22 protein-coding genes are annotated in these 22,214 nt (G+C 70.2%); 16 read left to right on the top strand and 6 right to left on the bottom strand.

Features of this window, described 5'->3' with window-relative positions; translation table 11 throughout:
- Window positions 1–1,166 (bottom strand): sigma-70 family RNA polymerase sigma factor (locus AB0M47_RS34320; protein WP_363421552.1); only part of this gene is annotated, 1,166 nt, incomplete at its 3' end.
- A gap of 225 nt (window positions 1,167–1,391) precedes the next feature.
- Here AB0M47_RS34320 and AB0M47_RS34315 point away from each other — a divergent pair.
- Window positions 1,392–2,198, top strand: coding sequence for an inositol monophosphatase family protein (locus AB0M47_RS34315; protein ID WP_363421556.1), 807 nt, complete (start codon window positions 1,392–1,394; stop codon window positions 2,196–2,198).
- Window positions 2,199–2,232: 34 nt separating this feature from the next.
- Here AB0M47_RS34315 and AB0M47_RS34310 read toward each other — a convergent pair whose 3' ends face one another.
- Window positions 2,233–2,778 carry a LytR C-terminal domain-containing protein gene (locus AB0M47_RS34310; protein ID WP_363421549.1) on the bottom strand — a complete coding sequence of 182 codons (546 nt, stop codon included), beginning with the start codon at window positions 2,776–2,778 and terminating at the stop codon, window positions 2,233–2,235.
- Between the two features lie 398 nt (window positions 2,779–3,176).
- Between AB0M47_RS34310 and AB0M47_RS34305 the strand changes: the two genes are divergently transcribed.
- Window positions 3,177–3,473, top strand: coding sequence for a DUF4193 domain-containing protein (locus tag AB0M47_RS34305; protein WP_363421547.1), 297 nt, complete (start codon window positions 3,177–3,179; stop codon window positions 3,471–3,473).
- Window positions 3,474–3,551: 78 nt separating this feature from the next.
- The gene (locus AB0M47_RS34300) at window positions 3,552–4,427 is read left to right on the top strand and encodes a hypothetical protein (protein ID WP_363421545.1); all 876 of its coding nucleotides are present in this window, start codon (window positions 3,552–3,554) and stop codon (window positions 4,425–4,427) included.
- Window positions 4,428–4,440: 13 nt separating this feature from the next.
- Here AB0M47_RS34300 and AB0M47_RS34295 read toward each other — a convergent pair whose 3' ends face one another.
- On the bottom strand, window positions 4,441–4,956 hold the full coding sequence (locus tag AB0M47_RS34295; protein WP_363421543.1) for a DUF3093 domain-containing protein: 516 nt from the start codon (window positions 4,954–4,956) through the stop codon (window positions 4,441–4,443).
- A 123-nt stretch (window positions 4,957–5,079) separates the two neighbouring features.
- Here AB0M47_RS34295 and dut point away from each other — a divergent pair, with 123 nt between their 5' ends.
- The 4 genes from dut to AB0M47_RS34275 are packed head-to-tail and all read left to right on the top strand — an operon-like array spanning window position 5,080 to window position 7,496.
- The gene (gene dut, locus AB0M47_RS34290; protein WP_363421541.1) at window positions 5,080–5,580 is read left to right on the top strand and encodes a dUTP diphosphatase; all 501 of its coding nucleotides are present in this window, start codon (window positions 5,080–5,082) and stop codon (window positions 5,578–5,580) included.
- Window positions 5,577–6,323: a DUF3710 domain-containing protein gene (locus AB0M47_RS34285; protein WP_363421539.1), complete on the top strand. Its 747-nt coding sequence runs from the start codon at window positions 5,577–5,579 to the stop codon at window positions 6,321–6,323. Before dut ends, AB0M47_RS34285 begins: the two co-directional genes overlap by 4 nt.
- A gap of 56 nt (window positions 6,324–6,379) precedes the next feature.
- On the top strand, window positions 6,380–6,778 hold the full coding sequence (locus AB0M47_RS34280; protein ID WP_253756611.1) for an OB-fold nucleic acid binding domain-containing protein: 399 nt from the start codon (window positions 6,380–6,382) through the stop codon (window positions 6,776–6,778).
- 7 nt (window positions 6,779–6,785) lie between these two features.
- A complete protein-coding gene (locus AB0M47_RS34275) occupies window positions 6,786–7,496 on the top strand; it encodes a DUF3159 domain-containing protein (protein ID WP_363421537.1) in 711 nt (236 codons plus the stop codon).
- 82 nt (window positions 7,497–7,578) lie between these two features.
- Here AB0M47_RS34275 and AB0M47_RS34270 read toward each other — a convergent pair whose 3' ends face one another.
- Window positions 7,579–8,238 carry a TrkA family potassium uptake protein gene (locus AB0M47_RS34270; RefSeq protein WP_363421535.1) on the bottom strand — a complete coding sequence of 220 codons (660 nt, stop codon included), beginning with the start codon at window positions 8,236–8,238 and terminating at the stop codon, window positions 7,579–7,581.
- A gap of 9 nt (window positions 8,239–8,247) precedes the next feature.
- Complete coding sequence (locus AB0M47_RS34265; protein WP_253756603.1) at window positions 8,248–8,910, bottom strand: TrkA family potassium uptake protein; 663 nt, start codon at window positions 8,908–8,910, stop codon at window positions 8,248–8,250.
- Window positions 8,911–9,036: 126 nt separating this feature from the next.
- Between AB0M47_RS34265 and AB0M47_RS34260 the strand changes: the two genes are divergently transcribed.
- The 3 genes from AB0M47_RS34260 (at window position 9,037) to AB0M47_RS34250 (ending at window position 13,040) form a co-directional block, all read left to right on the top strand.
- Window positions 9,037–11,076 (top strand): APC family permease, encoded by a 2,040-nt coding sequence (locus AB0M47_RS34260; protein WP_253756601.1) that lies wholly within the window; start codon window positions 9,037–9,039, stop codon window positions 11,074–11,076.
- Window positions 11,073–12,284, top strand: coding sequence for a TRAM domain-containing protein (locus AB0M47_RS34255; RefSeq protein WP_363421533.1), 1,212 nt, complete (start codon window positions 11,073–11,075; stop codon window positions 12,282–12,284). Before AB0M47_RS34260 ends, AB0M47_RS34255 begins: the two co-directional genes overlap by 4 nt.
- Before the next feature lie 213 nt (window positions 12,285–12,497).
- On the top strand, window positions 12,498–13,040 hold the full coding sequence (locus AB0M47_RS34250) for a septal ring lytic transglycosylase RlpA family protein (protein ID WP_363421531.1): 543 nt from the start codon (window positions 12,498–12,500) through the stop codon (window positions 13,038–13,040).
- A gap of 4 nt (window positions 13,041–13,044) precedes the next feature.
- On the opposite strand, the gene AB0M47_RS34245 is transcribed toward AB0M47_RS34250, so the two are convergent.
- The gene (locus tag AB0M47_RS34245; protein ID WP_363421529.1) at window positions 13,045–14,199 is read right to left on the bottom strand and encodes an ROK family protein; all 1,155 of its coding nucleotides are present in this window, start codon (window positions 14,197–14,199) and stop codon (window positions 13,045–13,047) included.
- Between the two features lie 254 nt (window positions 14,200–14,453).
- Here AB0M47_RS34245 and AB0M47_RS34240 point away from each other — a divergent pair, with 254 nt between their 5' ends.
- The 6 genes from AB0M47_RS34240 (at window position 14,454) to AB0M47_RS34215 (ending at window position 21,991) form a co-directional block, all read left to right on the top strand.
- Window positions 14,454–15,728, top strand: coding sequence for an ABC transporter substrate-binding protein (locus AB0M47_RS34240; RefSeq protein WP_363421527.1), 1,275 nt, complete (start codon window positions 14,454–14,456; stop codon window positions 15,726–15,728).
- Between the two features lie 62 nt (window positions 15,729–15,790).
- Window positions 15,791–16,693, top strand: coding sequence for a sugar ABC transporter permease (locus AB0M47_RS34235; protein ID WP_363421525.1), 903 nt, complete (start codon window positions 15,791–15,793; stop codon window positions 16,691–16,693).
- A gap of 128 nt (window positions 16,694–16,821) precedes the next feature.
- Window positions 16,822–17,571 (top strand): carbohydrate ABC transporter permease, encoded by a 750-nt coding sequence (locus AB0M47_RS34230; RefSeq protein WP_363421554.1) that lies wholly within the window; start codon window positions 16,822–16,824, stop codon window positions 17,569–17,571.
- 70 nt (window positions 17,572–17,641) lie between these two features.
- Window positions 17,642–19,525 (top strand): 1-deoxy-D-xylulose-5-phosphate synthase, encoded by a 1,884-nt coding sequence (dxs, locus tag AB0M47_RS34225; RefSeq protein ID WP_363421523.1) that lies wholly within the window; start codon window positions 17,642–17,644, stop codon window positions 19,523–19,525.
- Window positions 19,526–19,649: 124 nt separating this feature from the next.
- Window positions 19,650–20,912 (top strand): PQQ-binding-like beta-propeller repeat protein, encoded by a 1,263-nt coding sequence (locus AB0M47_RS34220; RefSeq protein WP_363421521.1) that lies wholly within the window; start codon window positions 19,650–19,652, stop codon window positions 20,910–20,912.
- A complete protein-coding gene (locus tag AB0M47_RS34215) occupies window positions 20,909–21,991 on the top strand; it encodes a hypothetical protein (protein ID WP_363421519.1) in 1,083 nt (360 codons plus the stop codon). The genes AB0M47_RS34220 and AB0M47_RS34215 overlap by 4 nt, the downstream gene beginning before the upstream one ends.
- The last annotated feature ends 223 nt before the right edge of the window (window positions 21,992–22,214 follow it).

Genomic DNA, 22,214 nt, shown 5'->3' with positions numbered 1-22,214 from the left:
ATCGCCTGCCGGATCCACCAGGTGGCGTACGTCGAGAACTTGTAACCCTTGGTGTAGTCGAACTTCTCCACCGCCCGGATCAGACCCAGGTTGCCTTCCTGGATCAGATCCAGGAACGCCATCCCCCGGCCCGTGTAGCGCTTGGCGAGGCTGACCACGAGTCGGAGGTTGGCCTCCAGCAGGTGGTTCTTGGCCCGGTCGCCGTCACGCGAGATCCAGAGCAGGTCGCGCTGCATGTCCCGGGTGAGCGTCAGCTCGCCCTCGTCGGCCGCCCGCAGCCGCTCCGCGGCGTAGAGCCCGGCCTCGATCCGCTTGGCCAGCTCCACCTCCTGCTCGGCGTTCAGCAGCGGGACCTTGCCGATCTGCTTCAGGTACGCCCGGACGGAGTCGGCCGAAGCGGTCAGCTCGGCGTCCTTGCGGGCCTGCTTGAGCGCCTCGGACTCCTCGGCGTCCCAGTCGAAGTCGTCGGCGGCGGCCGCGTCCGCCGCGGCGGCCTGGGCCATCTCGACCGGCTCGTCGACCACGACGTCCTCGATCTCGGCCGTGAGGTCCTCGACCTCCAGGTCCGCGGCGTCGGGCTCCTCGCCCGGAGCCTTCTCGGCCTTGCCGTCGGCGGCCTTCTTGGCCGGCGCGGCCTTCTTCGCCGCAGCAGCCTTCTTGGCGGGCTCGTCGGCGTCGCCCTCCGCCTTCGGCGCGGCCTTCTTCGCGGGCACGGCCTTCTTGGCGGGGGCGGCCTTCTTCGCCGCCGGGGCCGCGGCCTTCTTGGCGGCAGCCTTGTCTATCGGCTCGACGGCCGCCTCAGCGGCGTCGCCGTCGATGGGGCCACCTTGGGCCGGCGTCTTGCCTGCCGGCTTCGGAGCGGCCCGCTCAGCGGGTTTGGCGGGCGTCGCCTTGGCCGTGGTCGCTTTGGAGGCCGGGGTCGCCGAACGCGCGGCCGCGACCTTCTTCGCGGGAGCCTTGGCGGTCCGCCCGTCGGCCACCACCGTCACGCCCGCCTCGAAGAGGGCGCGCAACAGCTTCTTGGCCTGAGTCGGGGTCACCTCGGCGGCTTCGACGGAACGCGCGATCTCAGCCTGCGTCAGCTGGCCACCGGCCGCGGCGGCCTGGGCGAGGAGAGCGTCGGTGAGCGAGCGTACGTCGGCGCCGATCTGGCGGGCTTCTGTCACGAACGACCTTCCGTCATCAGCGAGTGGGCTTCAGCATGTGGCGCCCTCCGGCCGGCCCACGGGCGCGCCGTGGAGAACGGCCGGGTGTATCGGGATTGAGAGCCACCGGCTCGCCGCGAGGGTGTCGGCCCGGCGGCGGAGGGCAGCAGGCGTGAATTGTAGCGCCGGTTCTGGTGATCATCCCATCGCGCGCGCCGGTCGTGCCTTTGCGAGGATGGGATCGTGGTGGAACAGAATGCACGAGAGCTGCTCGAGTTGGCACAGCGGGTGGCCCGGCGGGCTGCCGAGACGGCTCGCCGGACGCGAACCGAGGCTATCGGACAGGTCGATACCAAGAGTACGGCGACCGACGTCGTCACCGCCGCCGATCGGGCCGTAGAACGACAGATCGTCGAGGAATTGCGGGCGGTGCGGCCCGGCGACGGCTTCCTCGGCGAGGAGTACGGGGTCCAGGAGGACGACGCGGCGAGCGGCGTCCGCTGGGTCATCGACCCGATCGACGGCACCGTGAACTACCTCTACGGATTACCCCAGTACGCCGTCTCCATCGCCGCTGAGGCGGACGGGGAGGTGATCGCCGGGGTGGTGGTGAACGCCGCTTCCGGGGAGGAGTGGCACGCCACTCTGGGCGGGGGAGCGTGGCGGGGTGATCGACGCCTCTCCGGCTCCACGCAGACGGTGTTGGCACAGGCGCTGGTCGGCACCGGATTCGCGTACTCGGCGGAGCGGCGCGCGGTGCAGGGCGCCGTGGTGGCCGGTCTGATCACCCGCGTACGCGACATCCGCCGATTCGGTTCGGCCGCGCTCGACCTGTGCGCGGCGGCCGAGGGCATGCTGGACGCGTACTACGAACGGGGTCTGAATCCGTGGGATCTGGCGGCGGGCGGATTGATCGCCCGGGAGGCCGGACTGCTCGTCACCGGGCTGAGCGGTAAGCCGGCGGGCGCCGATCTGGCCCTGGCCGCCCCGCCCGCGCTGCACAAGCAGTTGCATGACCAACTCGTCGAGCTGGACGCCGACAGCGGCCCCTGAGCCGGAGCGACGCGGCGCCTCAGCGGGCGCCGCGTCAGTCGGTCTGCTTGGCCGGGCAGGAGTTCTTGGGCAGCTGGGGCCCGCCCGCGCCGGCCAGGGCGGTGAACGCCTGGTTGACCTCGGTCTGGGTGGCGAGCTGCTTGAAGCCCGGGCCGAGGATCACGTCGACCGTCTCGTCAGTCCGATTCTTGTCATATTCGTGGACCGCGTTGTTCAGGAAGTACGCGTCCAGCACGTACGCCGCGCCGACCTTCTTCGGGCCGTAGCGCAGGATGGCCACGCCGCTGACCGGCTTGCCGAGCGGGTTGTTGCCCGTCTTCTCGACCTTGAACCGCCGGTACTCGAAGTCGAGCTTCACGGTCCCGGCCAGGCCGGCCTTGTCTGTCGCGTTGTAGACGTTGATGTGGATGTTCCGGTTGTCGTTCGGCAGCTCCATGTCCACCACGGCGTAGCCCGACGGGCACGCGTCCGGAGTCGCCGAACTGCCCGTCCCCTTCGTCAACGCCATGACGGTCAGCACTCCGGCGGCCAGCACGAGTACGGCGACCAGCGCCAGCGCTCGGATGCGTGCGAAGCTCATGTCCCAGCTCCCCGTCGATGTAAGGCGATTGACGATGTGGCGGAATAGGGGGCGACGCGTCCGCCGGCGAGCCGTTTCGCTCGCCGGACAAGGGTGACGCGCACCGGCCCAGCACGGTGAGGGTAACCGTTGGACGCCGCCCCCGAGGGCAGGACCCGGCGGAAAGGCCGAATATCCACCGGCGCGCCGACGATGTTCGGAGGGCGGCTGACCCTACTTTTGTCTCGCTCGGCTGTCGGCTCAGTCACATTGGGAACATCCCGGCGCGCTTGGGCGTACATCACCGACACAGGCGAGGTATTGTGCCGCGTCCCTTGGGACCGGCCGACGACGCCCACGCGCGGCGCGGCTCAGGACGCACCGCAGGAATTACGAGTTAGTGGAGTGTGAGAGAACCGATGGCGACCGACTACGACGCCCCGCGCCGTGACGAGGCCGAACTCGGCGAAGACAGCCTTGAGGAGCTCAAGGCCCGTCGCGTCGACTCGCAGTCGGGCAGCGTAGACGTCGACGAGACCGAGGTGGCGGAAAGCTTCGAGCTACCCGGAGCCGACGTGGCTGACGAGGAACTCAGCGTCAAGGTGGTGCCCCTGCAGGCGGACGAGTTCACCTGCTCCCGGTGTTTCCTGGTGCATCACCGCAGCCAGCTGGCCGGCGAGAAGAACGGCCTGCCCATCTGCCGCGAGTGCATCTGATCCGGCGCAACGGGGTAGCGATGGTTGACCCCGTCGGGTCAACTGTTCACAAGCCCACGACGCGGTAGGAGGCCTTTCATGGCGAGCGAGAAAGCGGTGCCCGGCGACGACGTGCCGGGCACCGGTCGTACCGGCGACCCGGCCGGTCCGCCGGACACGTTCGACGAGAAGGCCGCTGACGTCGACGGCTTCAGCCGGGCGGTGGCCGAACTCGCGGAGTCCGATCTGGACAGCGCGAGCCGCCGCAAGGCGATCTCCCGCATGGTCACCGCGCTGCGCGGGCGCGGCGTCGGCCGGCTCTTCCAGCCGGGCAAGGCCGTCCGCTGGGTCACCGACGCGGTGGCCGACCTCGCTCCCCATGTGCCGGTACGCGATCTCGACACCCTGCGCCGGCACTATCCGGGGCTGGACGGCGACGCGCTGGCGGAGCGGCTGGTCCGTAACGCCGCCCGGTCGACCGCCGGGATCGGTGCCATCGGCGGCGGCGTCGGCTCGGTGCAGTGGGCGGTGCCGCCGACCCTGTTGTCCACGCCGGTGCTGCTGGCCGTCGAGACGGTGGCCGTCATCGGCCTCGAACTGAAGCTCATCGGCGAACTGCACCAGGTCTACGGGCAGCCGGTGGTGGGCACCACGACGCAGCGCTCGGCCGCTCTGTTGCAGTCCTGGGCGCACAAGCGCGGCGTGAATCCGTTCCTGCCCGGCGGCGGGGTCGCCTCGATCCTGGGGACGGCCGCCCGCAAGGAACTGCGCGACATGATCGTCAAGCGGCTGGGCCGCAACCTGACCACCCTCGGGCCGCTGTTGACCGGTGCGGCCGTCGCCAGCTACCTCAACCGGCGCTCCACCAAGGCGCTGGGCGAGGCCGTCCGTCGCGATCTGCGCCTGCGTCACCGGCCCGCTCTGCCGGGTCCGGGCCTGCCGCCCTCACTACCGCCCGCGCCGCCCCCGAACTGAGCCGGCGGCCGTCTCAGCGGGCCTGCGCGGCCTCAGCGGGAAGGCGGTCCCGGAGCGCCTCGGCCAACTGCACCGGACGGCGCGTGGACACCAGCCAGTAGGGCGTGGGGTCGGCCGGGTCGTCGAGCACGATCTGCACCGCGGTCCCGATCCAGGGGCGCAAGACGACGAACGCGTTGGGGTCGGCGTACGGGCCGAGCAGGTCGGCGCGGCCCGACGCGTCGAGCGCCACGACCTCCCGGATGGCGCTCAGGGGCAGGTAGGCCCGGTCGTTGCCGAAGGTGATCTCGAACTCCGGCCCGTCCTCGGGCTCGGTCAGCCGCAAGCGGAGCCGGGAGAACCACAGCAGCAGGCCGACGGTCAACGGCAGCAGCACGGCGAGCGGCGCCCAGCCCCGGGGACCCGGCGCGCCGAGGCCGATCTCGGCGGCGGCGAAGGCCGCGAGAGCGACCCCCAGCGGCCACCACCACCAGGGGACGGTGAGCCGTTCCGTGAGGCGGGGTGTCGCCGTTGTCCGTGCGGGTGCCATGGTGACCGAGGGTACCCGGCGGGTACCCGCCGGGCTGGGCGGGCGGCGTTCGCCGCGCGCCTCGCGACGTGTCTGACGGTCCCGCCGGAGCACTCGGTAAGGTCCTTCCCCCGGAGGTTCAAGATGACCAGTCAGGTTGACATCGCCGTGCGCCTGCTCGACGCCGAGCTGCCCATGCCGGCGTACGCGCATCCCGGCGACGCCGGAGCCGATCTCGTGGCGGCCGAGGATGTGACGATCGCCCCAGGGGAGCGCCGCCTGGTGCGTACCGGGGTGGCCATAGCGCTCCCGGAGGGCTTCGTGGGCCTGGTCCACCCGCGCTCCGGGCTCGCCGCGAAAGTCGGGCTCACGGTGCTGAACGCGCCCGGCACGGTCGACGCGGGGTATCGGGGCGAAATCCTCGTCAACCTCATCAACCACGACCCCCGGAACACCGCCCACCTGACTCGGGGTGACCGGATCGCTCAGCTTGTTGTACAACGGGTAGAGAGGGCCGCGTTCCATCTCGTCGAGGAGCTGCCGGAGTCGGTACGCGGCGACGGCGGCCACGGATCGACGGGTGGTCACGCCGCGCTCGCGGCCGGTAGTCTCACCGGCGCCCCGATCGGAAAGGCGATGCAGTGATGTTCTCCCGCCAGCGCAACGGCCGACACGCGAAGGCCGACGCTCCTCGGCGCGGCGCGGAACGCCGACTCCCGGCTGACGCCGACGACCTCCCGCTGGAGGCCGCCGCGCAGTCGCTGGAGGATCTCGGCCCCTACGACCAGGCCGAGGCGCCGGCCGGGGTGGCCCGGCTCGACCTGGGCGCCCTGCTCGTCCCGGCGATCGACGGGGTCGACCTGCGGGTGCAGGCCGACGCCGAGGGGATCATCCAGCAGGTGGTCCTGGTGCACGGGGACAGCGCCCTCCAGCTCGGCGTCTTCGCCGCTCCGCGCGGCGAGGGCATCTGGGACGAGGTACGCGCGGAGATCCGCAAGTCCCTGTTCGACGACGGGGTGGCGGCCGAGGAGGAGCCCGGCGTCTACGGCACCGAGCTGCGCGCCCGGGTGCGTACGCCCGACGGCCTGACCGATCTGCGCTTCGTCGGCGTGGACGGGCCGCGGTGGATGGTCCGCGGTGTTTACCAAGGTCCGGCCGCGGTCGATCCCGGCACCGCCGAGCCGCTCGTCGAGTGCCTGCAGGGCTTGGTCGTGGCCCGGGGGCCGGAGGCCAAGCCGGTCCGGGAGCCGCTGCTGCTGCGCCTGCCCCGGGAGATGGCCGACGCGGCCGCCGCTCAGGCCGCCGACGGCGCCGCACCGAGCCTGACCGACATCACCCCGAGCGATGAACTGAAGCGCAAGCCCTCGCCCCGGCCACGCCGGGCATAAATCGACGTACGCTAGAGAAGTCGCATTGATGCTTGAGAGGGTGTGACGACGGGATCATGGCGGCCGTCGAGGATCAACAGTCCCAGCCGGAGGTGTCCGGTCTGCGGCGCTTCCTGCGAAAATTCACGGCGAGTGATCAAGAGCTGGAGTCGGAGGAGGTTCGGCGCGAGAGCGCGAAGGCGGACTGCGTCTGCGCCGACCGCGTACGCCGGGGGCAGCTGGTGAAGCTGTCCGGGCGCCTGCGCACCGTGGTCTACACGCCGCGGACGAACCTGCCGACGCTGGAGGCGGAACTCTACGACGGCACCGACGTGGTGACGCTCGTCTTCCTGGGCCGGCGGCACATCGCCGGCATCGAACCGGGCCGGGCGCTGACCGCCGCCGGGCGCGTCGCCGTCCGGGACGGTCACAAGGTCATCTACAACCCGCACTATTCGCTCGACGCCCCGAAATGAGGCACCGATGACCGACGACGCGCGTGGATCTGTGGCGACCGAGGAGCGCGATCCGGACAAGCTGCCACCGCTGTCCGAGCAGATGTCCGAGCAGCTCGGCGGCTGGCGCGGTCTGGTCGAGTCGGGCATCCCGGTGCTCGTCTTCATCGTCGCCAACATGATCCTGGGCGCGGTCGTCCCGGACGACAGCTTGGGCGTGCTGGGCGACAAGCCCGCGCTCAAGCTGGCCATCATCGCGTCCGTCGCGGTGGCGGTCGGCCTGGCCGGCTGGCGGCTGGCGCAGGGCAAGCCGGTGCGGTTCGCGGTCAACGGGCTCGTCGGCATCGCCCTGGGCGCCATCTTGGCCTGGCGGTCGGGCGAGGAGCGCTCGTTCTACCTGCCCGGGATCATCTACAGCCTCTGCTACGGCATCGCGCTGCTGGGCTCGGTCGCGTTCCGGCAGCCGCTGGTCGGCTGGATCTACTCGGTCGTCGCTGACGGCGGGAAGAAGGGCTGGCGGGCCGAACCTCGGCTGGTCCGCGCGTTCGCCTGGCTGACCGTGTTGTGGGCGGCCACCTATCTGCTGAAGGCCGGCCTGCAGTACCTGCTGTACCTCGCGCACGCCGACGTCGCGCTCGGCATCGCCCGGATCGTGCTCGGCTACCCGCCGTACCTGCTGCTCCTGGCGCTCACCGTGTACGCCGTCCGCCGCATCCGCGCCGCCGACCCGGTCGCATAACAGCGCTGGATCAGGGTTCCAGGTCGAATCTTGGACCAAGATCCGACCTGGAACCCTGATCCAGCGCCAAAACGAAGGTGAGCTAGACGCCGAGCAGCGTCGCGCGTACCTGTTCCTCGACCGCGGTCGTGCACACGAAGATCAGTTCGTCGCCCGGTTCGATGGGGTCGTCCGGGCTCGGCGCGATGACCCGCCGGCCGCGCACGATCGCGACCAGGGCGGAGTCCGGCGGCAGCGGGATCTCGCGGACCGGGCGTCCCACGTAGGGCGCGGTCGGCGGAAGCGTGATCTCCACGAGGTTGGCCTCGCCCTGCCGGAAGGTCATCAGCCGGACCAGGTCGCCGACCGTGACCGCCTCCTCGACCAGCGCCGCCATCAGACGTGGCTTGCTGACCGAGACGTCGACGCCCCACTGTTCGGTGAACAGCCATTCGTTCTCGGCCCGGTTGACCCGGGCGACCACGCGGGCGACCGCGAACTCGGTCTTGGCCAGCAGGGAGAGCACCAGGTTGACCTTGTCGTCGCCGGTCGCGGCGACCACGACGTCACAGCTGGCGATGTCGAGTTCCTGGAGGCTGGACAGCTCGCAGGCGTCCGCGAGGGCCCACTCCGCGGCCGGTACGCGCTCCGGCCGCAACATCTTGGGCAGGCGCTCGATCAGCAGCACCTGATGGCCGTTCTCGACCAGCTCCTGGGCGATCGAGCGGCCGACGTTGCCGGCTCCGGCGATGGCGACGCGCATGCGGACTCCTCAGTGTGCGGTGGGGGCGGAGCCGGTGACCTTGCGGACAGCTGCCGCGATCTCGTCCGTGACCAGCATGAACAGCTGGTCGCCGTCCTGGAGGACGGTCGAGACGGTGGGCAGGATGCCCAGCCCGAAGCGCATGACGTATGCCGCCCGGGTGCCGGCGGCCTCCTCGAGCGCGGTGAGCGGGCGGCCGATCCAGTCCGCGTGCAGCGGAGCCTCGACGATCGACACGACGCTGGTCGGGTCGCGCCAGACTTCGCCGGTCTCCTCCGGGAGGAGCTGCCGGACGATGCGCATGGCGGTCCAGCGCACGGTGGCGACGGTCGGTATGCCGAGCCGTTCGTAGACCTCGGCGCGGTTCTGGTCGTAGATGCGGGCTACGACGTTCGGTACGCCGAAGGTCTCCCGGGCGAGCCGGGCGGAGATGATGTTGGAGTTGTCGCCGCTGGAGACGGCGGCGAAGCAGTCGGCTCGTTCGATGCCCGCCTGGATCAGGACTTCGCGGTCGAAGCCCACTCCGGTGACGGTGATTCCGGAGAAGTCGGCCGGGAGCCGGCGGAACGCGTCGCCGTCCTGGTCGATGACGGCCACCGAGTGGCCGCGGCTCTCCAGGCTGTGTGCGACGGTCGATCCCACCCGTCCGCAGCCCATGATCACGATATGCAACCGCGCCTCCTGTCCTCACCTGTGAGCGTGCCATACCCAGGTGGCCGTGGGCAGGCCACCCGGCCCGGAAGATCGTCGGGGCGGGCCGCACCGCACAAGGGTGCCGAAGAGCCGTAGGCTGCGGGTGTGCCGAACCCGACCTCCGTGCTGAAACGCCTGCTCCTGGGTCGCCCGTTCCGCTCCGACCGGCTGCATCACACGCTGCTTCCGAAGCGGATCGCGCTGCCGGTGTTCGCCTCCGACGCGTTGTCCTCGGTCGCGTACGCCCCGGCGGAGATCCTGTTGACGTTGTCGGCGGCGGGCGCGGCGGCGTTCCTGTACTCGCCGTGGATCGCGCTGGCCGTCGCGGTGGTGATGGTGACCGTGGTCGCCTCCTACCGGCAGAACGTGCACGCGTACCCGTCGGGTGGTGGCGACTACGAGGTCGCCACGGTGAACCTGGGCTCGAAGTTCGGCCTGACGGTCGCCAGCGCCCTGCTCGTGGACTACGTCCTGACGGTCGCGGTGTCGATCTCGTCCGGGGTGGACGCCCTCGGCGACATGATCGGGTACGTCGGCGAGCACAAGGTGGGCGCGGCAGTCGCCTTGATCGCACTGGTCACGGCGATGAACCTGCGCGGCATCCGGGAGGCCGGCACCGCTTTCGCCATTCCCACGTACGCGTTCATGGTGGCGGTCGGCGGAATGATCGTCGTCGGGGTCTGGCGGATCTTCATCAGCGGTGACGAGCTGCGTGCGCCCAGCGCCGACATGACGATCAAGCCGGAGCACGGGCTGTACGTGGGCGCCGGGTTCGCGTTCGTCTTCCTCCTGGTCCGGGCGTTCTCGTCGGGCTGTGCCGCGTTGACCGGTGTCGAGGCGATCTCGAACGGCGTACCGGCGTTCAAGCCGCCGAAGTCCAGGAACGCGGCGACCACGCTGCTCCTGCTGGGGTCGATCTCGATCGCCATGATGGCCGGCATCATCCTGCTGGCCCGGGAGACCAAACTCCAGTACGTCGAGTGCTTCCAGGTGAACCCCGCGATCGGCTGCACCGAGAGCCAGATCGAGGGCGCGGCCCCGTTCACGAAGCAGCCGACGGTCACCGCTCAGCTCGCCGAGACGGTCTTCGGCGACTTCCGGTTCGGCTACTTCGTCGTGCTGACGATGACCGCCCTGATCCTCGTGCTGGCCGCGAACACCGCGTTCAACGGTTTCCCGGTGCTCGGCTCGATCCTGGCCCAGGACCGGTTCCTGCCGCGGCAGCTGCACACCCGGGGCGACCGGCTGGCCTTCTCCAACGGCATCGTCTTCCTGGCCGCCGCGGCGGCGGTCCTCGTCGTGGCGTTCCGCGCGGAGACGACGAAGCTGATCCAGCTCTACATCGTCGGTGTATTCGTGTCCTTCACGCTGTCGCAGACCGGCATGATCCGGCACTGGAACCGGCTGCTGCGGACTGAACGGGACCCCGGCGTACGCGCCAAGATGAAGCGGTCCCGGGCGATCAACACGTTCGGCATGATCCTGACCGGTTTCGTGCTGATCCTGGTGCTGGTCACCAAGTTCACCAAGGGCGCCTGGATCTCGATCGCGGCGATGGCCGTGATCTACGCGCTCATGGTCGCCATCCGCAAGCATTACGACCGGGTCGCGCGGGAACTCGAGCCGACCGAGGAGAAGCCGATCCTCCCGGCCCGCAACCACGCGATCGTCCTGGTGTCCAAGCTGCACATGCCGACCCTGCGGGCGCTGGCGTACGCGAAGGCCTCCCGGCCGGACACGCTGACCGCGCTGACCGTCAATGTGGACACCGCCGACACGCGCCACATCCAGGACGAGTGGGACCGGCGCGGGATCAGCCTGCCGCTGACCGTGATCGACTCGCCCTATCGCGAGATCACCCGGCCGATCATCGAGTACGTCAAGCGCCGGCGGGAAGACGCGCCCCGCGACATCGTCACCGTCTACATCCCCGAGTACGTCGTCGGCCACTGGTGGGAGAACCTGCTGCACAACCAGTCCGCGCTGCGGCTGAAGGCCCGCCTGCTCTTCGAGCCGGGCGTGATGGTGACCAGCGTCCCGTGGCAGCTGTCCTCGACCGCTTCCAAGAACCTCGACCGCTTCGACCGGCGTACCTCGCTCGGGCCGACCCGCGGCGAGCGCTCCGACGACGTGTCCGTGCGATGACGCTGCTCGAACTCGACCGGGTCGAGGTCACCGTCGGTGCGCCGGCCCACGGCGGCCACTGCGTCGCCCGGCACGAGGGCATGGTCCTGTTCGTCCGGCACGCCCTGCCCGGGGAGCGGGTGATCGCCGAGGTCACCGAGGTCCACCGCGGCTATGTGCGCGCCGACGCCGTCGAGATCATCGAGGCGTCGCCGGACCGCGTACCGGCGCCCTGCCCGTGGTCCGGTCCCAACGCGTGCGGCGGCTGCGACCTCCAGCACGCCTCGACCTCCGCGCAAGCGGAGTGGAAGGCTTCCGTCGTCCGCGAACTGCTCGCGCGGTTCGCTCAGGTCGATCAAGTGGTACGCGTAGAGCAGCTGCCGGCGACGGTCGGTGCCGACGGGCAGCCCGACGCCGGCTGGCGCACGCGCGTCCGGTACACGGTCGATGCCGAAGGCCGTCCGGGGCTGCGTAAACACCGATCGCACGAGGTCGTCCCGATCGAACGCTGCATGATCGCGTACCCGGGGATCCGGTCGCTGCCAGTGCTGAACCGCACCTGGTCCGCCGACGCCGTGGAGACCGTCGCGCCGTCGACCGAGCCGGCCTTCGTCATGACCGATCCGGCCCGGCCGATCGTCGAGCACGCCGCCGGGCACGAGTTCACCCTCTCGGCCGGCGGCTTCTGGCAGGTCCACCCGTACGCCGCGCAGACCCTGGCCGACGCGGTGATCGAGCAGCTCGCACCGAAGGTGGGGGAGACCGCCTGGGACCTCTACGGCGGAGCCGGGCTGTTCGCCGCGGCGGTAGCCGACCACGTCGGGGTCACCGGTCAGGTGACCTTGGTCGAGTCCGCCCACGATGGCGTGGCCGCCGCCCGGCAGAACCTCGCCAAGCTGCCCGTACGCATCGTCGAGTCGACCGTCGAACGGGCCCTGGTCCCGCCACGTGGGCGGGCCGGACGGTCGTCGGCGCGGCTGCGTGGCCCGGTGGACCTCGTCGTCCTCGACCCGCCCCGGACCGGCGCGGGCAAGCAGGTGGTGACCGCGATCGCGGCCTCGGGCGCCCGAGCCGTGTCGTACGTCGCCTGCGATCCGGCCGCGCTGGCCCGGGACGTGGCCACCTTCCAGGGGCTGGGCTGGCGACTCGCCCAGCTGCGGGCGTTCGACTGCTTCCCGTTCACCCACCACGTCGAGTGCGTCGCGCTGCTGCTCCCAGCTCGTTCGTAGCGGGCGGCGAGCTGTTTCGGCACGTCCGGACCCTGTACGCCTCGGTCGAACGGTCGGGAATAACGGGCATACCCGGGCCAATGGGCATGATCCTTTTGACCGGGCACCCCGCCCCCTGACTAGGTTCGATGGCCTGCCCTGGAACCCCCGCGAAAGGTCAGGACCTTGGCAAATCACAGCAAGCCGGGTACCCGTCGGTACCTGGCTCCCATAGTGACCGCCGTCGCCGCCACCGCTGTCATCGCGGGCGGGGCCGCCGGAATCGCCCACGTCGGAGCGACCGAGGCGACGTCGACCTCACTGCCGACCACGGCCCCGGTGTCGCCGACGGCTTCCGTCTCCGCCCCCGCTCCGGCGCCCAGCTCGGCCAGCCCGTCGGCCACCCCGAGCCGGTCCGACTCCACCCCGGCGTCGCGCGGCGGTACGCGTACCAGCAAGGCGTCACCCAGCCCGACCAAGACGCGAGTGGTCGTGTCGAGCGGGACCTGTGGGGCGTCGTTCTACGACGAGCCGCAGGGGACCGCGAACGGCGAGACGTTCGACCCGAACGCCCTGACCGCCGCGAGCAAGACGATCGCCTTCAATACGCGCGTGCGGGTGACCAGTATGGACACCGGCAAGTCGGTGATCGTGCGGATCAACGACCGGGGCCCCTACATCGATGGCCGCTGCCTCGACCTGTCGCGGGCGGCCTTCGACGTGATCGACGACCTCGACAAGGGCGCCGTCACCGTGAAATACGAGATCCTCAAGTAGCGGATCAAGCGGCGCGGTCGACGCCGAGTGCGAGCGCGACGCCGCCGAGCGCGGAGGCCTGCGCGCCGAGCTGCGCCGGGACGACCTCCGCGGCCGCGGCCGCCGCGGCCATGGCGGTGTCGGCGAGCCCACCGCGCATCGGATCGAGCAGCAGTTCGGTGGCGGCGCCGAGTTCCCCGCCGACGACGATGCGCTCGGGATTGATCAGGTTGAGCAGCGCGCCGAGGGCGAAGCCGAGCTGGCGGCCGGCGTCGGCGAGCAGGCGGCGGCAGCCGGGATCGCCCAATGTCGCGAGGTCGACGAGTTCGACCAGGCTGTCCAGCTGTGGGTGGGTGATGCGGGCGTGCCTGAGCAGCGCGCGCCCGCCCGCGGACAGTTCGACGCACCCGCGGTTGCCGCAGCGGCAGACGGGGCCGCGCGCGTCCAGGGTGATGTGGCCGAGTTCGCCGGCGGTTCCGGAGAAGCCCCGGTAGAGCCGTCCGTCGAGGACGATCCCGGCCCCGATGCCGGTCGCGACCTTGACGTAGACGAGGTCGGCGCTCTGCTGGCCCGCGCCCCAGACGTATTCGCCGAGCGCGCCGAGGTTGGCGTCGTTGTCGGCGCGGACGGGCAGCTGGAGGCGGCCGGCCAGCTCCTCCTCGGGCAGCAGGTCGGCCCAGGCCGGCAGCAGCGCGGGCGACCCGATCCGCCCGGTACGCGTCAACGGCGCGAAGATGCTGAGGCCGACGCCGACCACTTCGGACCGGTCGGCGCCGACGGCGTCGAGCGCGGCGTCGACCTGGCGGGCCGCGGCGTCCAATGCCGACTCCGGGTAGTCGTCGGCGTCGAGGTCCAGCACCGCCGGATAGTCGACGAGGACGTGATGGCCCAGGTCGGCCACGGCGACCCGGACGTGTCTTCGTCCGATGTCGACGCCGACGGCCAGGCCCGCCCCCCGAGCCAGCCGGAACACCGTGGCCGGGCGACCTCCCGCCGGTCCGGTCTGGGCGGCCTCCTCGGTCAGCAGACCGGCGTTCGTGAGGTCGGCCAGCGCCGCCGAGACCGTCGGACGGGACAGCCCGGTGAGCCCGATCAGCTCCGCCCGCGTACGCGGTCCGCGTGAGCGCAGCACGTTGGCGACACGGCGGGCGGTCGAGCCGAGGTGGGCCGGCAGGGTCACGGAAGCAGGGTGCCCCGCATCCACCAGTTCTGTCAAATATTCGCATAACTTCGTTGTCGGACCTGGCAATACTCCAGCCTGGAGCCCGGTTTGAGCGCTCTCCCGGGCGATTGTTGCGATCAGATCACAGAGGTAATGCGAGTGATTGACGGAACTATCTCAATGGAGTCATCGTTGCGTCGCAACACCTTCGCCGGCGTAACCCCGCCGGCCGACCTAACGACTCACATGGACGTGATCCGATGGAGGGTGTCATGCAAGTCAACCGTAGGCAGCTTCTCGGCGCCGGTCTGGGCGCATCCGCACTGCTCGCCCTCCCCGGCTGCTCCAGCAGTGGAGACTCCGGCTCGGGCGGCGGTGAGAAGAAGGTCGAGGTCTTCTCCTGGTGGTCCGGACCGGGCGAGGGTGAAGGCCTGGCCGCGCTGATCGAGGACTTCAAGAAGAACAACGCGGGCGTCGAGTTCATCAACGCCGCCGTGGCCGGTGGTTCGGGCACCCAAGCTCGTCAGGTGCTCACCTCGCGGTTGCTCGCCAACCAGCCGCCGGACAGCTACCAGCTGCACGCCGGGCAGGAGGCGGCCAGCGACATCAAGGCCGGCAAGCTGGAGCCGATCGACTACCTCTACGACGCCAACGGCTGGCGGGACAAGTTCCCCAAGGGGCTGACCGAGAAGCTGACCATCGACGGCAAGATCTACGCCGTCCCGGTCAACATCCACCGGTCGAACCTGCTCTTCTTCAACCCGAAGAAGCTGGCCGAGTGGGGCATCAGCGCGCCCGGCAAGACGTGGTCCGAGCTGGTCGCCCAGGGCAACACGCTGAAGGGCAAGAACGTCAAGCTGCTCAGCGTCGGCACCACCTGGACGCAGATGCACCTGATGGAGAACGTCCTGCTCGGCGAGCTGGGTACGGACAAGTACAACGGGCTCTGGACCGGCTCGACCGACTGGAACGGCGCCGACGTGATCGCCGCGCTCGACACGTTCAAGCAGTTGCTCGCGCTGTCCGTGGTCAGCACCGACGACTGGCAGCCGACCATCGACAAGGTGGTCGCCGGGACGGCCGCGTTCAACGTGATGGGCGACTGGGCCGCCGGATACCTCCAGGGCGCCAAGGCGCTGAAGTACAAGACCGACTACGACGTGGTCGCCTCGCCCGGCTCGGCCGGGGTCTACAACTTCCTCGCCGACTCGTTCACGCTGCCCAAGGGCGCGCCGCACAAGGCGTACGCCGAGGCGTGGCTGAAGGAGTGCGCGTCCAAGGAGGGCCAGGACCTCTTCAACCCGAAGAAGGGCTCGGTGCCGGCCCGGCTGGACTCCGACAAGTCGAAGTACACCGACTACCTCGGCTGGGCGCTGAGCGAGTGGCAGAACTCGGCCACCGTCGTGGTCGGGTCGCTGGTGCACGGCGTCGTCGCCAACAACGCGTGGAAGGCCGAGATCGAGAAGGCCTACGGCGTCTTCTTCCAGGACAAGGACTCGAAGAAGTTCGCCGGCGCGGTCGCGGCCGCGTACGCCGCCAACAAGTAAGCGCTGCTCGCGAGGGCCCGGTCGATCGGCCGGGCCCTCGATCCGGCGAGGGGAGAAGTGACGTGCGCAGCCGCACACGGCGCAGCATCGGCAAGTGGCTGCCGGGCCTGATCCTGGTCGCGCCGTCGCTGATCGTCCTGGGCATCTTCGTGTACGGGTTCATCGGCTGGAACGCCCGCTACTCGTTCACCGACTGGAAGGGCCTGACCCCCAGCGACACCTTCGTCGGCCTCGACAACTACCGCGAGCTGTTCGCCGACGAGACGTTCCGCAACGACTCCCGCAACCTGATCATCTTCACCCTGGTCTTCATGCTCGGCTCGCTCCTGCTCGGCCTGTTCATGGCACTCCTGCTGGACAAGGGCGTCTGGGGCGAGGGCTTCCTGCGGTCGGTGTTCCTCTTCCCCATGGCGATCTCGTTCATCGCGACCGGCATCATCTGGCGCTGGCTGCTCAACAGCGACTCGGGCGAGAGCACCACCGGGATCAACAAGCTCTTCGACGCCGTGGGGCTGGACTTCCTCCACAGCGAGTGGCACAAGAGCGACTCGATCTTCGCCGTGGCCTCGATCGCGCTGCCGGCCGGCTGGGCGCTCTCCGGGTACGTCATGGCCCTGTTCCTCGCCGGGCTGCGCGGCATCCCCGAGGAGCTGCGCGAGGCGGCCCGCGTCGACGGTGCCGGCGAGCTGCGCGTCTACTGGCACGTCGTACGCCCGCTGCTGCTGCCGGTGCTGATGAGCGCGGTCGTCATCCTCGCCCACATCTCGCTGAAGACGTTCGACCTGATCTACGCGATCGACCCGGGCGGGCCGCGTACCGAGACGCCGGCGCTCTACATGTGGCTCACCTCGTTCCGCGGCGGCTTCTTCGCCCGCGGGGCGTCGATCGCGACGATGTTGTTCGTCGCCATCGCGCTCGTGGTCGTCCCGTACATCTGGTATTCGATGCGGCAGGAGCGCCGATGACCGCCCAAGCCCCGACCGCCCCGCGGACTCAGACTCAGGAAGCGCCGCCGGAGCGGTCCGCCAAGGCCTTCCGCTGGGGCCGCTTCGTGCGGCAGCTGATCCTCTTCGCGCTGGCCTGCCTCTTCCTGATGCCCGTGTACGCCCTGCTGGTGACGGCGCTGAAGGACCCCGCGCACGTCGACGTCGTGAAGATGTGGAGCCTGCCGGACGGCCTGTCGCTCGACTCGTTCAAGACGGTCTGGCCGCAGTTGCTGCCGGGTTTCCGCAACAGCCTCATCCTGACCGTGCCGGCCAGCCTGATCTCCTCGCTGCTCGGCGCGATGAACGGGTTCGTGCTGGCCAAGTGGCGGTTCCCGGGCGCCGACATCGTCTTCCCGATCATTCTGTTCGGCATGTTCATCCCGTACCAGGCGATCATCATCCCGATGTTCCAGGTGCTCAAGGACGTCGGCCTGTGGGGCGGGCTGGACGGGCTGATCCTGGTGCACATCATCTACGGCCTGCCGATCACCACGCTGATCTTCCGGAGCTACTTCTCCGGCCTCCCCGACGAGTTGATCGACGCCGCCCAGGTGGACGGCGCGGGCATGCTGCGTACCTTCTTCTTCATCGCGCTGCCGATCGCCCCGCCCGCCTTCGCGGTCTCCATGATCTGGCAGTTCACCTCGGCCTGGAACGACTTCCTGTTCGGCTTGATCCTCACCCGGACGGAGTACTGGCCGATCACGGTCGCCCTGAACAACATCGCGGGCGGCCAGACGGTGCCGTTCAACCAGGCGATGGCCAGCGCGCTGCTCGCCAGCATTCCGACACTTCTGGTGTACGCCCTTCTGGGTCGTTTCTTCATGCGGGGGTTGATGGCCGGAGCGCTCAAGTAGCGATCATGTGTCGAACCGCAACCACGTCTAACGTCCTGCTCTCTGGGATGCTCCGATAGACTTCTGCTCCATGAGCAGTGACATCCTCAGCACCATCACCTCGCCTGCGGACCTGAAGGGGATGAGCTACGAGGAGCTGTCCCTGCTCAGCGAGGAGATTCGGGACTTCCTGATCACCAAGGTCGCCAAGACCGGCGGCCACCTGGGCCCCAATCTGGGCGTCGTGGAGCTGACGCTGGCCCTGCACCGGGTCTTCGACTCCCCCCGGGACAAGTTCGTCTTCGACACCGGCCACCAGTCATACGTGCACAAGATGGTCACCGGGCGGCAGGACGGCTTCGACCGGCTCAAGCAGCGGGGCGGTCTGACCGGCTACCCGAGCCAGGCCGAGAGCGAGCACGACCTGGTGGAGAACTGTCACGCCTCCACTGCTCTCAGTTACGCCGACGGGCTCGCGAAGGCGTTCACCCTCCACGGTGAGGACCGTCACGTTGTGGCGGTCGTCGGTGACGGCGCTCTCACCGGTGGCATGTGCTGGGAAGCGCTGAACAACATCGCGCACGCCAAGAACCCCGTGATCATCGTCGTCAACGACAACGGCCGCTCCTACGCGCCGACCATCGGCGGGCTCGCCGACCACCTCGCGACCCTGCGCCTCAACCCGGGCTACGAGAAGGTGCTCGACCTGGTCAAGGACTCCCTGGAGCGGACGCCGCTGGTCGGCCGCCCGCTCTACGAGGCGCTGCACGCGATCAAGAAGGGCATCAAGGACGCCGTCGCCCCGCAGGCGATGTTCGAGGACCTCGGCATCAAGTACATCGGGCCGGTCGACGGCCACGACCAGGCCGCCGTCGAGAGCGCCCTGGAGCGGGCGAAGAAGTTCAACGGCCCGATCATCGTCCACGCGGTCACCCGCAAGGGCAACGGCTACCAGCCCGCCCTCGACGACGAGGCCGACAACTTCCACGCCCCGGGCGCGTTCGACCCGCTGACGGGTAAGTCGCTGGCGGCGCCCAGCCTGAAATGGACCCACGTCTTCGGCGAGGAACTCGTCGAGATCGCGTCCGAGCGCTCCGACATCGTCGGCATCACCGCCGCGATGCCCGAGTCCACCGGCATCGACCGGCTCGCCGCGAAGTACCCCGAGCGGGCGTACGACGTCGGCATCGCCGAGCAGCACGCCACCACGTCGGCGGCGGGCCTCGCCCTGGCCGGCCTGCACCCCATCGTGGCGGTGTACGCCACCTTCCTCAACCGCGCGTTCGACCAGGTCCTGCTCGACGTCGCGCTGCACAAGCTGCCGGTGACCTTCGTCCTCGACCGCGCCGGGATCACCGGTCCGGACGGGCCGAGCCACTACGGCATCTGGGACATGTCGGTCTTCGGCGTCGTCCCGGGCCTGCGCATCGCCGCCCCCCGCGACGCGGCCACGCTCCGCGAGGAACTGCGCGAGGCGGTCGCGATCGACGACGGCCCGACGATCGTCCGCTTCCCGACCGGCTCCGTCCCGGCCGCCCTGCCCGCGCTGCGCCGAGTCGGCACGGTCGACGTCCTCTCCGAGGCCGACCGCAAGGACGTCCTGCTCATCGGGGTCGGCTCGTTCGCGCATACCGGGGTCGCCATCGCCTCCCTGCTCAGCGAGCAGGGCATCGGCGTCACCGTCGTCGACCCGCGCTGGGTCCGCCCGGCCCCGGCCGAACTCGTCGACCTCGCCCGGGGGCACCGCCTCGTCGTGTCCGTCGAAGACGGCGTACGCGACGGCGGCGTCGGCGACGCGGTCAGCAAGTTGCTGCGCGACCACGAGGTCGACGTCCCGGTCCGCGACCTGGGCGTCGAAGCGCGCTGGATTCCGCACGGCACCCGGAACGAGATCCTCGCCGAGCTGGGGCTCACCGCGCCGGAGATCGCGACCAAGGTCGCCGCCTGGTACGCCGGAGTCACCGCCAAAGCCTGACCGCTCGGAGGCGCCCGCGCCGATGTGATCTTGAACGGTTCATGTCGCCAGCGCGACGGTAACCATTCAAGATCGCACATCCGGGCGCAGAAAGCCGAACGCCGCATCCTGACGGAGCAACCGGGTGGCGGGGCGGACGCGTTCCTATGGCGTGACGCTGATCGACCTCGGTGAGCCGAGCCGCTACGACCCCGGCCGGCCGCCTCCGCTCCAGCAGCTGCTGCGAAAGCTGCTGGCCGCGGGCAACGCGGTGAGGGCCAGGCGGGTGGCGGTCGTGGCGCTGTTGGTGGTGCTGACGGGCGCGCTCGCGGGGGCCGGGCCTGGGGCCGAGCCGTTGCCGACCGTGCATCGGGTGGGGCGGTTCGTCGCTTCGCCGTCGGTGTTCGCCTCTGCCGACGTCGTGTTGAACGCGGCTCCGGACGGGCAGACCATGATCGCGTCGGCGTTGGACGGGTCGGGGGAGAAGTGGCGGTTGAGCGTCGGCAATGCCGGCCCGGTTCGGGTGGTCGCGACCGCCAGGGGCGTGACCGTGCTGGCCGGCGGGCTGATGGCGGTGGACGGGGACGCCGTCTTCTACTGGGAGTCCGTCGTCGCGGTCGATGTGCGTACGGGTGAGGTCGTGTGGCGGCGCAACGAGGAGCCCGTCTTCGGGGCGACCGACCTGGTGGTGGTACGCGCGAAGTCCGGTGCGCTGAGCGGTGTGGACGTCTCGACCGGGCGGCTGGTGTGGCGTACCGAGTTGCCGGTGAACGCGCAGGTGGTGCCGATCTCCGAGGAGGGCGGCCGGGAGTTGGTGATACTCCGGCCGGACGGCACGATCGAGGTGGTCACGACGGCCACCGGGCGGGTCGCGGCGACGTGGCGGGTGAGCCGGCCGGCTAAGGGTCTCACTCTCGCTTGGCGGGATCTGGTCGTGCTCCAGAGTGCCACCGAACGGGGCAGCCGCATCGAGGTCTTCCGGCGCGGGGGGTCGAACCCGCTCTGGCATCTCGACTTCCCGACCACCGAGTTCTTCGTCTACCTGTGTGCCGACCACTGGTTCTGCGTACCCGATGAGCTGGTCGACCCGTACACCGGAGCGGGTGGGGGCAAGCCGGTCGAGCAGCCGGCCGCCGAGCAGCCCGGGCATTGGGATCCGCTCGGCGAGTACGCCGGGCATCAGCTGGTCACCCTCGACCCCCGGTTCACCGCCGATTCGCAGCTGTGGCTGGGCGTCGTGCGGACTGCGAACCAGGTTCGCCCGCTCATGCCCCTCGGCGGGCGCGCCAACGCCTGTATCTTGATCGGGAACTGGCTCTACTGCGACGGGTCGGCCGTGGTCGACGCCGTCTCAGTGCGGCTGTCCGATCTGGACGGACTGCTGGCGGAGGTGGGAGGTCTGGCGTGACGCTGATCGATCTGGGCGAGACCGGACGCGACGAGCCCGAGTGGGAACCGCGCCGGCCCGGTTGGCGGCAGCGGCGCCGGGAGATCCTCGCGGGGTTGATCGCGATCGCGGTGTTGCTGCTGCCCCAGGCGTCCGTACCGGCCACGGCGGCCGCCTTGCCGATCGTCCTTCAGCCGCTGGCGGGCGTGGTCGACGACGTGCACATCGTCGGGGACGTCGCGCTCGGCGTACTGTCCGAGACGGTGGAGGTCGCGGCGGTCTCGCTCGACACCGGCGCGCTGCTCTGGCGCCGCCCGGGGGTGGCGGTCTACGCGACCGATCCAGCCGCCGGCCGCGTCGCGCTGGTCGGTCGCGCCGGTGGGCGTACAAGTCAGATCGAGGTCGTGGAGGCGCGGACCGGACAGCTGGTCGAGGCCTGGCCCGACGCGCTGCCCGTCTACTCCCACGGCCGGCGGGTGGTCGCACGCTCCGCGCTGCCCCAGGCCGTGGGCGAGCGTGCGGTCAGCGTGATCGACGGTCTTCTTCAGACGGTACGCGGAGAGCAGGGAGACTACAGCGTCACGTTCTGGCGGCCGGACGGCGACCGGATGGTTCCCTTGTGGACGCAGGAGATGGTGGGCAGTCCCGTGCGCGCCTTCTTCCCCTGCGGCGGGCTGGTGTGCGCGGCCGACCGGGGCGGGGTCAGCGGCCTCGACCTGCAGACCGGCCGGCTGGTGTGGGCGGCCTTGCGGTTCACCGTCACCGACGAGACCGACGACCTGCTGATCGGGCGGCTCGGCGACTCGCTGGGCCGGGAACAGAACGTGGCCCTCGACCCCCGTACGGGAATCGTCGTGGCCCGGCTCGGCCGCTGGCACATCGCGGGCACCGTCCTGGGCCGCACCGCCGCCTACCTGCCCGGCTCGGCCGGACGGGCGTGGCTGGGGACGGTCGACCTGACCGCCGCCCAACCCGCCGTACGCGCCCGAACGAACCTGACCGCGCCGGTCGACCGCTGCGTCGCCGCCGGTACGCGCCTCGTCTGCTTCAGCGGAGTCGCCGGCCAACCCCCGTTCGCCCTGACCCTCACCCCCCGCTGACGCTCCCACCCTCGCTGACGCTCGCCCGCTCACGCCCGCTCACGCCCGCTCACGCCCGCTCACGCCCGCTCACGCCCGCTCACGCCCGCTCACGCCCGCTCACGCCCGCTCGCGCCCGCTCGCGCCCGCCCGCTCGCCGCTCTCCCCCCGTCGCGCGGCTCTCCCCCGTTGATCATGGAGTTAACTGTGGTCTCGACGGCGTGTCGAGGGGGCAAACTCCATG

Origin of the sequence: Hamadaea sp. NPDC051192 (assembly GCF_040682475.1) — a bacterium.
Taxonomy (GTDB): Bacteria; Actinomycetota; Actinomycetes; order Mycobacteriales; family Micromonosporaceae; genus Hamadaea; species Hamadaea flava.
Note: the sequence above shows the minus strand (reverse complement) of the source record. Positions and strands in the feature narration are given on the sequence as shown.